Here is a 12,962-nt window from a genome sequence, read left to right as displayed (position 1 = left end):
TTTTGTTTTACTTACTAATTTGCAATCTGCACATCCGAAATCTGCACATTTACAATTCCTTCACAGCATCCTTAAACTGCCTGCCGCGGTCTTCGTAGTTTTTAAACAGATCGAAGCTTGCGCAGGCCGGTGATAATAGCACCGTATCGCCTTTAGTTGCCAGGTGATAAGCTACGGTTGCCGCTTCCTGGGCTGATGACGTGTTTACTATAATTTCAACCATATCATCAAAGGCTTCGTGGATGCGTTTGTTATCCTTGCCTAAACACACAATAGCTTTTACTTTTTGCTTAACCAAATCATTAAGCATACTGTAATCATTTCCTTTGTCAACACCACCTAAAATCAACACTACATCGCTGGTCATACTTTCCAGGGCGTACCATGTTGAGTTAACATTGGTAGCTTTTGAATCGTTGATGAAGCGAATGCCCGATATATTGGCAACAAACTCCAGGCGGTGCTCAATGCTTTTAAAGTTGCCCATGCTCTCCCTCATCGTTTCGTTGCGTAGCTCCAACACTTTTGCTACAATACCCGATGCCATGGAGTTGTAAATGTTGTGTTTGCCTTGCAGGGCCAGATCTTGAATTGACATTGTAAAATGTTCTTGTGTTGTGTTAATGACAATATTGTCGTTGTTATCCAGGTATGCGCCCGGTTCAAATTTTTGCTGTATGGAAAACGGCAACAGCTGTGCCCCAAACGTTCGCTCTTTCATTCCCTTTATTGTTTCCGGGTCATCGGCACAATAAATAAAATAATCTGCTGCAGTCTGGTTCTGCGTTATCCTGAATTTGGATGCCGCATAATTTTCCAGTTTATAATCATACCTGTCCAAATGATCAGGTGTGATGTTTAGTAGTACCGCTATGTCAACTTTAAACCTGAACATATCGTCAAGCATAAAACTGCTTAGCTCCAGCACATACCAGTCAAACTTTTCGGTAGCAACCTGGTAGGCAAAGCTTTTGCCGATGTTGCCCGCCAACCCAACATTCATTCCCGCATCTTTTAAAATGTGGTAGGTTAAGCTGGTGGTGGTCGTTTTACCGTTTGAACCTGTTATACCAATGATCTTTGCATCAGTGTACCTCCCGGCAAACTCAATCTCCGATATTACAGGTGTCCCATTTTCATGCAGTTTTTTAATGATCGGGGCCTTATCCGGAATACCGGGGCTTTTGATCACTTCTACCGCATTCAGGATCAGTTCATCTGTATGCTGTTTCTCTTCAAAAGGAATATTCCAATCTTCGAGTTGCTTTTTATAGTTATCGGCAATGCCGCCAAAATCCGACACAAAAACATCAAAGCCCTGTTGCTGCGCCAAGTAGGCTGCACCGGCACCGCTCTCTCCCGCACCAAGGATTACTATCCTCACTTTAGGAGTTGACTGCGTTGATATGTTATTGTCCTGCCTCATTTCTTTTTTCTTTTGGGATTACACCGATTTTTGGTGATTCCACTGATTTCTTTTCTTTCCTAACCTCTTTCTTGTCTCCTGACTCTTGACTTCTTGCTTCTTTTCTTAACGAAGTTTCAGCGTTATCACCGTCACTATCGCCAGTATGATACAGATGATCCAGAAGCGTGTGACAATCTTAGCTTCATGGAAACCCTTTTTCTGATAATGATGATGCAGGGGGGCCATTAAAAACACACGCCTACCTTCGCCAAATTTCTTTTTGGTGTATTTAAACCATGACACCTGGATAATCACCGAAAAATTCTCTACCAGGAAAATACCACACAGCAATGGCAGCATCAGTTCCTTACGGATCATGATGGCAAACACCGCTATGATACCACCTATAGCCAAACTACCAGTATCACCCATAAACACCTGTGCCGGGTACGAGTTGTACCATAAAAAGCCTACGCAAGCCCCGACAAAGGCACCGGCGAAAATTACCAGCTCACCCGAATTAGGAATGTACATGATGTTCAGGTAATCGGCAATAACCGTGTTACCCGATACATAGGCCAGTATAGCCAGCGTAATACCTATAATGGCAGATGTGCCCGTCGCCAGACCATCAATCCCGTCGGTAATATTGGCACCGTTTGATATGAACGTAATGATGATGATCACAAAAAACAGGAACACCACCAACGCATATTGCTCATAACCTTTACCCAAAAACTTCAGCACTTTGCCGTAATCAAACTCATTGTTTTTGTAGAATGGCATTGTTGTTTTGGTAGAGTGTACGTCCTGAGTGTAAACAGGAGTATTGCGCTTCATGTGAAACTCAACAGGAGCATCGTCTTTCACCGGAAGCACAACTTCCTGGCGGATGATGATATTACTGTTGAAATACATTGTCCAGCCAACAATAAGTGATAAACCCACCTGACCAATGATCTTAAACCTGCCCGCTAAGCCCTCTTTGTTCTTTTTAAATACTTTAATGTAATCATCCAGAAAACCGATAGCACCCAGCCAAACGGTAGTAATGATCATCAGGATCACATACACATTCTCCAGCTTGGCAAACAGCAGTGTTGGTATTAAAATACCCAGCAAAATAATGATACCACCCATAGTTGGCGTACCTGATTTTTGCATCTGGCCTTCCAAACCCAAATTCCTTACGGTTTCGCCCACCTGTTTAAAGCGTAGATAATCTATTAGCCGCCTGCCATAAACAGTAGTGATCAGCAATGAAGTAATTACAGCCATCGCCATCCTGAACGTGATGTATTGAAATACACCTACCCCGGGGATACTGTAATTTTTGCTTAAATAGTTAAACAGGTAATACAACATTGCTTTTTCAATTTGCAGATGTGCAGATTTCAGATGTGCAGATGATTGACATGCTCATCTTAGTTCTTGCAGATTTGCGTTTTTAATTCCTTTTACTCTCTATCAATTAGTTGATGGTTATACTAAGTCCTGGAATTGCCTTTCCAGTTCTTCCATATCATCGAAGTGGTTTTTCACCCCGTTTATTTCCTGGTATTTTTCGTGCCCTTTGCCCGCTACCAGGATAATATCACCGGGGTTAGCCAGCATACAGGCTGTTTTAATGGCCTCATGCCTGTCGATAATGCTTACCGTATGGCGCTTAAATGCCGGGTCGACACCTTCTTCCATTTCCTTGATGATCTGCGCCGGATCTTCGGTACGCGGATTATCGGATGTCAGGATCACCTTATCGCTCCACTCACATGCAGTTTTGGCCATGATGGGGCGTTTAGTTTTGTCCCTGTCACCACCGCAGCCAATTACAGTGATCACCTTTTCATTACCCTTGCGGATATCATGAATGGTACTCAATACGTTTTGTACAGCATCAGGTGTATGAGCATAATCAACAATACCTACAACTTTATTTGGCGCTGTGATATATTCAAAGCGGCCTTCGGCACCTGTAAGTTTGCTCAGGCTTGTAAGCACTTTCGCTTTATCCTGCTCAAGCAGCATCGCGGTAGCGTAAACACCTAACAGGTTGTAAGCATTGAATGTGCCCACCATTTTAAACCATACTTCCTCGCCGTCAATTTGCAGTAATAAGCCACTGAACTGATTTTCGAGGATTCGGGCTTTATAATCGGCCATGGTTTTAAGGCCATAGCTTTTTTTATGTGCTGCTGTATTTTGCAGCATTACATTACCATTTTTATCATCGCTGTTGGTAAGTGCAAATGCATCTTTAGGTAAACCATCAAAAAATTCCTTTTTGGCATTCAAATACCTCAGGAAGGTTTTATGGTAATCCAAATGATCATGCGTTAAGTTGGTAAACACACCTCCCGCAAAAACCAAACTCTCGATACGCTTTTGCGAAATAGCATGTGAACTAACCTCCATAAAGCAATAGTCACAGCCGCTGTCTACCATTTCGGCAAGCAAACTGTTCAACTCAACCGGATCAGGCGTGGTATGAGTTGATGGGATCACTTTACCATTGATCTGATTTTCGACAGTTGAAAGCAGGCCACATTTATATCCCAGATCGCGGAACAGTTGATATAACAATGTTGCGATAGTTGTTTTACCATTAGTACCCGTTACCCCAACCAGTTTCAATTTGGCGGATGGATTATCATAAAAGTTAGCAGCTACAATACCAAGTGCCACCGCCGAATCGGCCACCATCAAAAAGTCAACTTCGCCGGTAGTATGGGCAGGCAGGTCTTCGCAAACCACTGCTACAGCACCTTTTTTTATTGCCTGGTCAATATAATCGTGCCCGTCAACAACGGTGCCTTTTACAGCAACAAACATTGCTCCGGGTATCACTGCCCTCGAATCAAAAGCTATCGCCGTGATCTCCACATCAGCACTTCCCTGCAACTCAGTGAAGGCCAGTCCATCAATTACATCGCTTAAATACCTCATTGCAGTTCTATTAAAATTCGTGATCCTTTTGGTATTGCACTTCCTCCGGTAACCGATTGATTGGTTACTATACCGCTTCCGCGTACAGTAACCTTATAGCCGGCGTTACCCATTACATATAACGCATCGCTAAGCCCCATGCCTGTTACCGCAGGCACGGTCCCGTTTTTATATTTTACCTCTTCAAACGGGATACCATTGCTTGTATCAACAGTGCTGTTAGCCGAAGCATACAACGGTTTAACACCCAATTTTGAATAAACCTTTTTCAGGGCCTTCATATTTCCCTGTTTTACCTGCGGCATTACTGTATTGCCTACATAATGGGCCTGCGAGGTTTGGTTAATGTCCAGATCGTTAGCATAAACCCTGTCGGCTACCTCCCTGAATACAGGACCGGCAACCTTTGCAGCCAGGTAATCGCCTTGGGTTGGGTTATTGATCACCACAATCATCGAATATTTAGGATGATCGGCCGGGAAATAACCGCAAAAAGAGGCCTGGTATTTTTTATCCTTATAACCTTTTGTTCCGTTAGCCACCTGTGCTGTACCGGTTTTACCCGCCACACTGTAAAGCTTATTTTTAATAACGTTTTTACCGGTTCCGTTCATTACAACTCCTTCAAGCATTCCGCGTACTTTACCTAAAGTTGCTTCAGAACATACCTGCTCGGTAATTACCCTTGCCTGAAACTGCTCGATAGGGTTACCCAATCTTCTGATCTCGCGGACCAACAGTGGAGCTATCATTTTACCATTGTTGGCAACTGAATTATAATAAGCCAGCATTTGCAGCGGTGTAATATTCATTTCATAACCGTAAGCCATCTCCGGTAAGCTGTAATTTTTGTTCCAGCTGCGGTTTGACGGATTTTTAATTACCGGCCTGCCTTCACCCTGAATTTGCAAACCAAGCTTTTCGTTCAGGTGGTAGCTGTACAATTTATTAATGTACTCCCAAGGGTTATTGTGGTAAAACCTATCAACCAATTTCGCAGCCGCCACATTTGATGACTCTTCAAAAGCACGCTTTACCGACATTTCATAATTGTCATGCTCGGTATCAGTAATTGTCGGCCCTTTCGGGAATTTATATTTACCACCCTCAGCATTAACTATGGTGCTGGTATCAATCTTATGCTGATCGAGCATAGTCATGTACGATGCCAGTTTAAAGGTTGATCCCGGATCGATAGCGTTACTGATAGCATAGTTCATTTGCTCTTTGTAATCGCCGTCTTTAGTACGGGTGTAGTTAGCAATAGCCCTGATCTCGCCGGTAGATACCTCCATAAGCACAACGCAGCCATGATCAGCCGCACTTTTAACCAGTTGTTTTTTCAATGCATCCTGCGCCACATCCTGAAAGTTTACGTTGATGGTTGAAATAATATCAGCACCATCTTTGGGTGCAATTTCATCATCATCGTCAACAGGCATCCAGATACCACCCGGAATGCGCTGCATTAAACGCCTGCCGCTTTCGCCGTTTATATAAGCCGAATAAGCACCTTCCAAACCCACCGGGTTCTTTACGTTTTCGTTTTTATAACCGATAGTACGTGCAGCCAGTGATTGAAATGGCAGGATCCTCCTGTTTTTTTGAATAACAATTAACCCTCCTTTATATTTACCCATGTTAAACACAGGGAACTGCCGGATCTTTTTCAAGTCCTGGTAAGATACCTTACGCCTGATCAACACATAACGGGAGCTATCCCTGCGTGCTTCACGCAATACGCGTGAGTATTCTCTTGCCGATCTGTCACCAAACATACCCGATAGCTTTGCAGCTAACAGGTCGATATTGTTATTAAACGCCGTATCCGAGGCAATACCACCAGCCAGCATATCCATATGCAACTCATATTCAGGCACCGAAGTAGCCAGTAAACTTCCATCCACAGAAAAAATATTGCCCCTTGCCGCCTCAACAGTTTGATATTGTGCCGAAAGATCGGCAGCCATAGCCTTCCACTTATCACCCTGCACGTATTGCAGGCGGCAAAGCTGAACCACAACAGCAATGGCCAAAAGCAAAACAAGACCAAAGGCTAAATAAACCCTGGCCAGTATGTTAGTCCTAATTCCCATCTGCAACCTCCTTCACTGTTATTTTTCCCGGCGGATCTACGGATTGACTTAAGCCTAAAGTATCTGCACGCTTGGCCACTTCGGTAAGCGTACTTTTAAAAGCCATATCGGCCTTTGTCGATTTATAATCCCAGCCCAGTTCCTTAACCTCTTTGGTAAGCGCATCAATTTCACGCACCGATTTTTCGGCATAATGCATATTTCCTATATACACCATCCCCAAAAAGGCTAAAAACAAAATAAAGGGCAAAGCATTGGTGGCCTTCTCGGTTGTAAGAAAGCCTTTGGTAAAAAGTTGCGTAAAAAAGTTATCAGGTAGCTCCCTCGCAGGCCTCTCCTCAATTACCTCTTCAACTTCTTCCTCCTCCTGAATTTCTGTACGTAAACGATTGGTCATTTTTTTACAGCTATCCTTAATTTAGCGCTCCGTGCCCTGTTATTATTGGTTATCTCATCTGCCGATGCTGTTATAGCTCCACGACTTACAGCATCAAGCGGTTTATTATCATTCCCATAAAGGTCCTTCTCCACCTCGCCGCTGAACTTGCCTTTGGCTATGAAGTTTTTACCAGCCTGTCTTCAAGCGAGTGGTATGACATTACTACCAGTCTGCCCCCAACGCCCAAAACCTCAGCCGACTGCATTAAAAAATCTTTTAACGCCTCTAACTCCTGGTTAACCTCTATCCTTAACGCCTGGAACACTTGTGCCAGGTATTTATTTTCCTTTCCTTTCGGAATGCGGTTACTGATCACATTTTTCAGATCAGCAATAGTAACTATCGGCATATTCAACCTTGCAGTAGCAATAGTTTCGGCCAATGATTTTGCATTTTGAATTTCTCCGTAAATGCCAAAAATCCGATGCAGGTCGGCAACCGAATAATTATTTATCACATCCTTCGCAGTCAGCTCGCCCAACTGGTTCATACGCATATCCAACTCGGCATCAAACCGGATGGAAAATCCGCGGTCGGCCTCATCAAACTGGTGCGATGACACACCCAAATCGGCCAGAATACCATTTACGGGAATAGCCCCATGTAAACGACAAAAGTTTTTGAGATACCTGAAATTCTGATCTACAAAAACAAAACGTTCATCATCAATAATATTCCGCTGCGCATCGGCATCCTGATCAAAAGCAATCAACCTGCCTTTTGGCCCCAAATGCTTCAAAATCTCGCGCGAATGCCCGCCACCTCCAAAAGTCACATCCACATAAGTACCGTCCGGATCAATATTCAGCCCATCAATACACTCCTTCAGCATTACCGGCACATGGTACTCACTCATTCCTGCTCCTTACTTTTATTACCCATCACCTTTTTTGCCAACGCACCAAAACTTTTTGGCTCATCATCCATCAGTTTACGGTGAGCTTCGGCATCCCAAACCTCTATTTTATTCAACTGGCAAGCCAGCACTACATCACCTTTTATACCCGCATATTCCAACAGGAATTTCGGCAACAATACCCTGCCGGCAGCATCAGGCATAAGCTCGGTGGCCCCACGGGTAAAATATCGTATAAAGGCTATATTATCCTCTTCATATTCATTAAGTTTGCTCAGTTCTTCAAGTCGTTTATCCCATTCCTTTTTAGTATATATGACAAGGTATTTTTCAAACCCGCGATTGATCACCAGGCCTTCAGATTCCAGTTCAGGAAGCTTTTTTTAAGGCCAGCCGGTATCATCATCCTAAATTTAGGATCAAGCTTACACTCAAATTCACCGGTTAGAAACGACATTGTATGACTTGGGCAATTTTGTAACGTAAAAGTAAATACTTTTACCACTTTCTACCACTTTCCCCCACTAAAAGTTTTCAACAATTTTTAGGTGGCTCTGTTTTAAATTTTTTAAAGATTATTCAAAACCCCATCACCAACAAAAACTGCTAATAAACAGCCAGTTACAACACATCTCCGCTATAAATTCTGAACCACTAAAAGTGGGAGAAAAAACGATTTATTGCCGAATCATCGCTTTGATAAACTACAATTGCTTAACCAATAGCAGGGTACTAATATTTTGTATATTAAGCCGTTGAACTTAACAAAAACATGTACACCTATAAATATAAAGACCTGGCTTTAGCGTTATACGAAGCCCTCATCTCCGACCCTTTTTACATAGAATTGTTGCGGGAGATCTCCGGAGGCGAGCCCGAAAAGCGGGAAATACTAATGAGATATATGGATTATTCCATGACAGAAGGCGAAAAGTACGGTCAATTAACCCTTGCCGGTGATCCACCCTACGGCGCAGCCATCTGGAGTCGCCCCTTAGAACCAGCTATAGATAACGAAAAGAGCTTAACAAAGAAAGATTTTATAAAAACATACATGGGCGAACCGGCACTAAAAGCCTATTCAACTATAGTTTCTTTCATGAGCGAGCAACTTGACACGTTGCTGCAGGACGCCTGGTATCTATCAATTGCAGGCATCAAACCAACTCGCCAGGGGCAAGGATTGGGGGCTAATCTTCTGATGAAAGTACTTAACGAAACAGATAAAAACGGGATATCAACCTATCTTGAAACGTTCACTCCGCGCAACATCAGGTTTTATAAACGGATGGGATATAAAATAACAAAGGAAGTAAGCGAGCCGGTTACAGGCCGCCCTTACTGGATCATGGTCAGGGAACCTTTAAGGCAAGTAAGACATAAAAGTCTCATCAGGGGTCTCTACGAGAGGCCCTGATGAGAAAAAGATAATCTTTTTCATTTTAGACAGCCTCTGCCGGAACAACCGTTTTACCTCTGCCACGAACCGGTTTCTTGTTCTTTTTACCGGTGCGGTTAAGCCACATCATTACCCCTGTTACCGGGAATATGAGCGAAACCAACGTAATAAGAAAAGCTAAAACCTGGGTAGGCCAGCCATAAATGGAACCGGTATGGATTGGTTTAATTACCCCCTGATACGCTGGCCAAGGCTTTTATCAGCATATAAAGCAGAGCCGGCAAGCTTGCCGCTGTATTGATCTATATAATAAGTATCGGTAGCCAATTCAACAGAACCTTTTTTGAGCACATTAAAAGTATAAACCGCTGCTGTATCGCGCGGATAACGGATGGTATAATTTTCGACATCGGTTATTTTATCACCCAATGCGACAACAGCCGCGTCAGGTGAAATGGCGGTAACGCCGGGTTGATGAACGGAAAGCGGAGCTTTGATATCCTCTTTGGCAACAACTTTTGAACCTGTAAGGAAAAACAAGGTACTATTTGCCCATTTAAATGTCATTACCAAACCCGAGGCAGAAATGACGATCAAAAATATTGATGTATAAAAACCGGTAACAATATGCAGGTCATGTGTAAGACGTTTGCCGCTGCCGCTCCATTTTATTTTAAGGCACTGCTTCATGATGACCTTGGTTTTGGGCCACCAAAGTACCACACCTGTAATCAGTATTATCAGGAAAAACAGGGTTGAAATACTGATCACCCAATCGCCGATACTATTCTTCCCGCCTAACAAAAAACGGTGAAACATTTCTACCGAGTACAGGAACGTTTGCCTGCGGTTAAACTGGTCGACCAATTGCCCGGTATAAGGATTCACAAAAGCTGTAAGATTCGAGCGCTCAGCATCTTTTGCTTTGGCCCCTTTTTTTCATGGTTTTCTGTATGCTTTTGTGCTTTTGGGGTGCCGGCAGGTTTCCGATCTTTTTTTCGGGCACAATAAGCCCAACCTCTACCGCACGCCCAGGATCATCATAAATCATAACCGTTGCCAGCTTTGATTTAGGGATTTGCTTTAATACCCCTGCTGTCAACTCAGATATTGGCAGCCTTTTTTCAAGTGGTTTTACGAAGTACCGCTGAGGATGAAGCGCTTGCTGAATTTCTTTTTCAAAAACCAGCATTGTACCTGTTAAGCATGAACAGAAAATAATCACCCCGGCTGCCAGGCTTAAATAAAGGTGTATGGTGCGGAAAAATGCTTTCATCGGTTGTAATAAGCATAAAAACCGGGTATGGAAACATACCCGGTTAGTTTAATCAATTAAAATTTATAACTCAATGTGGTCAGGAACTGCCTTGGCGGTATGGGGTTTATGCTATAGTTTTCGTGCACATTGTAATTAAGCACATTACCAATGTTAGAGATCTTACCAATGATGGACATCTTTTTATAGGTATAACCTACCGAAGCATCAATCGTTGTAAAGCCTGGCACATTAACCAACCTTGATATAGTTTGGGTTTGACCAACTGTATTGGCATTACCCGCAACACGATCGCCCAGGTAATAAACAGACGCACCTACTTTGAATCCCTTTAAATCGCCATTGTAAAAGGTATAAAATATGCTGGTGTTAGCCGTATGCTTTGGTGTATTCAACAATGGCTGGCCTGCTATATTGCTGCCAATTGCAGTTCCTGTTTTAGTGTATTTGGCGTTGGTATAGCTGTAGCCTGCCAATACATCCAATCCTTTTACCGGGTGACCGGCAATATCAAGTTCCACACCATCGCTTCTTGTTTCGCCGCCCAGCACTTTGATATTGGTATTGATGTTTGGCGTAACACCGTCGGCCTGAAATGGTGCTGTTTGGGCCAGGTTATTATTTTTAATGCGATAAGCGGTTACGTTTACCGACAGGTTACCGTTCAGGAAATCATTTTTAACACCGACTTCATACTGGTCAACAATAGAAGGATCAAGCGGGCTGCCGTTAATATCGGACCCCGTATTCGTGATGAAAGAATTGGAATAGCTTGCAAACAAGGCAGTATTGGCTATTGGCTTATAAACTACACCCACACGAGGTGAAAACGCTTTATCTTCTTTCCCGGCTGCCTGGGTTGCGGTAGCAAGTGTATTATAATTGCTAACCGATGTTGGTGATACATATTGATATGACCAGCGGATCCCGGCAAGTACTTTAACTTTTTCAGACAAACTAATAAGGTCATTAGCATAAGCGCCAAATCGATTGGTAGGCGTCAAGATGCTATAAAACGGGGTCATCTGCGGTTTATCAGTACGGAGCGTGTATTTATCCAGGTCGAAAATATTGATCTTATCATAAATAGCATTTTGCGCGGCGCCGTTTTGGTCAAGATAGCTTGATACTTTATTTACGGTAGCAACGTAGGTATAGGCATTATTACGATACCAATCTGCATCAACGCCGGCCAAAATATTATGCTTAATGACGCCGGTATTAAATTGGCCTGTAATATTAAATTGCCCTGTGTAATAATCTTCAAGCGTCCTGGCTCTGTTCAGGGTACGGCCCCAGTCGCCATTGGCATCTGGTAATACACGCTCGGTAGTTTGGTATGAGCGGTTAAAATGTTGGTATGAAAAACCGCCGCTTAACTTCCAAAGGCTATTGAGCTGATGATTGATAGTTGCTGTGGCTGTAGTTTGTTTGGTATTACCTGTTGACCATGACGCACCCAAATACCGGTTACGAGGAACGTTGGCAATAACGTTATTGATTTGCCCGGTTCCGAAATCGGGGGTAAAATCATAGTTAAGATAATCACCTTCAACAATTAAGGTTGTTTTATCACTTATTTTATATAGGAACGACGGGTTAATATACTCCCTTTCTGATTTTACATTATCGCGGTAACTTTTAGCATTTTCATAGGTACCATTTACGCGATAAGCTAATTTGGAAGATATAGGGCCGTAAACATCAAACGACGGGCGGTAAAGATCATAGCTGCCATAGGTCATTGATACCTGGCCACCCTGCGTAAATAAAGGCTTTTTAGTTACCATATTCAGGATGCCTCCGGGCGCAACGTTTCCGTATAACAACGCGGCACTGCCTTTCAATATTTCAACACGTTCCAGTGAACTGATCTCCGGCACAACGCCCGAGTTAACCCTGAATCCGTTTTTAAAAATGTTATTGCTTCCAAAATTATAACCACGGGCGCCAAATGTTTCCTGGGTATTGCCACGGCCGCTATAAAGGTACACGCCGTTCACATTTTTGATAACATCACTTAAACGTAATGATTGTTGCTGATCAAGCACATCGCGGCCTATTACAGTAACGCTTTGTGGCAGGTCCATTGGCGATACGTTCATTTTGCCGATGGTTAACTTTTTACGGTTGATGGTTTTGGTTGAAGAAACTACAACCTCGTCTAACTGGGCCGAGCTTTCATTAAGCTTAAAGGATACAACCGTTGTTTTATTTGCGGAAACTGTCACGGTTTGCTCTTCGGTTTTTGTACCAACGTATGAAGTAACCAGGGTGTAGGTACCCGGTTTAACATTATGAAAAGCAAATGATCCGTTATCGGTAGTGGTAGTACTTTTGTTTAACCCTTTAATGGCAACATTTACAAAAGACGCCGGTTTATCATCGCTGGTTTTAACAACACCGGTTATTTTACCATTGTTGCCTTCATCATCAGCTTTCAGGATTAATGTATTTGCAAACAGGAATAAAATTAAAAATGGGATGGTGCGCAGGTAATAGTATAGGTTGCTTGTCATTCTATTTAGATTAAGTCTAATTAAGC

10 protein-coding genes and 1 pseudogene are annotated in these 12,962 nt (G+C 43.0%); 1 reads left to right on the top strand and 10 read right to left on the bottom strand.

Translation table 11 applies throughout. The features are described 5' to 3' along the window. Positions 1-49 precede the first annotated feature (49 nt). From murD to ACQ86K_RS03270, 7 genes and pseudogenes are all read right to left on the bottom strand, one after another. Positions 50-1,426, bottom strand: a complete 1,377-nt coding sequence (murD, locus tag ACQ86K_RS03300) for a UDP-N-acetylmuramoyl-L-alanine--D-glutamate ligase (protein WP_091173851.1) — start codon at positions 1,424-1,426, stop codon at positions 50-52. A gap of 105 nt (positions 1,427-1,531) precedes the next feature. Beyond that, positions 1,532-2,773: a phospho-N-acetylmuramoyl-pentapeptide-transferase gene (mraY, locus tag ACQ86K_RS03295; protein ID WP_090531268.1), complete on the bottom strand. Its 1,242-nt coding sequence runs from the start codon at positions 2,771-2,773 to the stop codon at positions 1,532-1,534. Positions 2,774-2,890: 117 nt separating this feature from the next. Further along, positions 2,891-4,351, bottom strand: coding sequence for a UDP-N-acetylmuramoyl-L-alanyl-D-glutamate--2,6-diaminopimelate ligase (locus tag ACQ86K_RS03290; RefSeq protein ID WP_091173855.1), 1,461 nt, complete (start codon positions 4,349-4,351; stop codon positions 2,891-2,893). Next, a complete protein-coding gene (locus ACQ86K_RS03285) occupies positions 4,348-6,447 on the bottom strand; it encodes a penicillin-binding protein (RefSeq protein WP_091173859.1) in 2,100 nt (699 codons plus the stop codon). The genes ACQ86K_RS03290 and ACQ86K_RS03285 overlap by 4 nt, the downstream gene beginning before the upstream one ends. Then, positions 6,437-6,844: an FtsL-like putative cell division protein gene (locus tag ACQ86K_RS03280; RefSeq protein WP_091173863.1), complete on the bottom strand. Its 408-nt coding sequence runs from the start codon at positions 6,842-6,844 to the stop codon at positions 6,437-6,439. The genes ACQ86K_RS03285 and ACQ86K_RS03280 overlap by 11 nt, the downstream gene beginning before the upstream one ends. Beyond that, a pseudogene (gene rsmH / locus ACQ86K_RS03275) lies at positions 6,841-7,742 on the bottom strand (16S rRNA (cytosine(1402)-N(4))-methyltransferase RsmH). Before rsmH ends, ACQ86K_RS03280 begins: the two are co-directional and overlap by 4 nt. Further along, entirely contained in the window at positions 7,739-8,092 is a 354-nt protein-coding gene (locus tag ACQ86K_RS03270; protein ID WP_431199795.1) for a division/cell wall cluster transcriptional repressor MraZ, read from the bottom strand. The pseudogene rsmH and the gene ACQ86K_RS03270 overlap by 4 nt, the downstream one beginning before the upstream one ends. A 422-nt stretch (positions 8,093-8,514) precedes the next feature. On the opposite strand from ACQ86K_RS03270, the gene ACQ86K_RS03265 reads away from it, so the two are divergent. Further along, on the top strand, positions 8,515-9,159 hold the full coding sequence (locus ACQ86K_RS03265) for a GNAT family N-acetyltransferase (RefSeq protein ID WP_091173870.1): 645 nt from the start codon (positions 8,515-8,517) through the stop codon (positions 9,157-9,159). 210 nt (positions 9,160-9,369) lie between these two features. Here ACQ86K_RS03265 and ACQ86K_RS03260 read toward each other — a convergent pair whose 3' ends face one another. From ACQ86K_RS03260 to ACQ86K_RS03250, 3 genes are read right to left on the bottom strand one after another with little or no spacing between them, the layout of a single operon-like run. Continuing rightward, the gene (locus ACQ86K_RS03260; RefSeq protein ID WP_431199794.1) at positions 9,370-10,029 is read right to left on the bottom strand and encodes a PepSY-associated TM helix domain-containing protein; all 660 of its coding nucleotides are present in this window, start codon (positions 10,027-10,029) and stop codon (positions 9,370-9,372) included. A gap of 22 nt (positions 10,030-10,051) precedes the next feature. Beyond that, positions 10,052-10,417 (bottom strand): PepSY domain-containing protein, encoded by a 366-nt coding sequence (locus ACQ86K_RS03255; RefSeq protein ID WP_431199793.1) that lies wholly within the window; start codon positions 10,415-10,417, stop codon positions 10,052-10,054. Positions 10,418-10,473: 56 nt separating this feature from the next. Next, positions 10,474-12,936: a TonB-dependent receptor gene (locus ACQ86K_RS03250; RefSeq protein WP_091173880.1), complete on the bottom strand. Its 2,463-nt coding sequence runs from the start codon at positions 12,934-12,936 to the stop codon at positions 10,474-10,476. Positions 12,937-12,962: the final 26 nt, after the last annotated feature.

This window comes from Mucilaginibacter sp. P19 (assembly GCF_050632265.1).
Classification (GTDB): Bacteria; Bacteroidota; Bacteroidia; order Sphingobacteriales; family Sphingobacteriaceae; genus Mucilaginibacter; species Mucilaginibacter gossypii.
The sequence above is the reverse complement of the archived record's forward strand: the minus strand, read 5'-3'. Positions and strand labels throughout refer to the sequence as shown.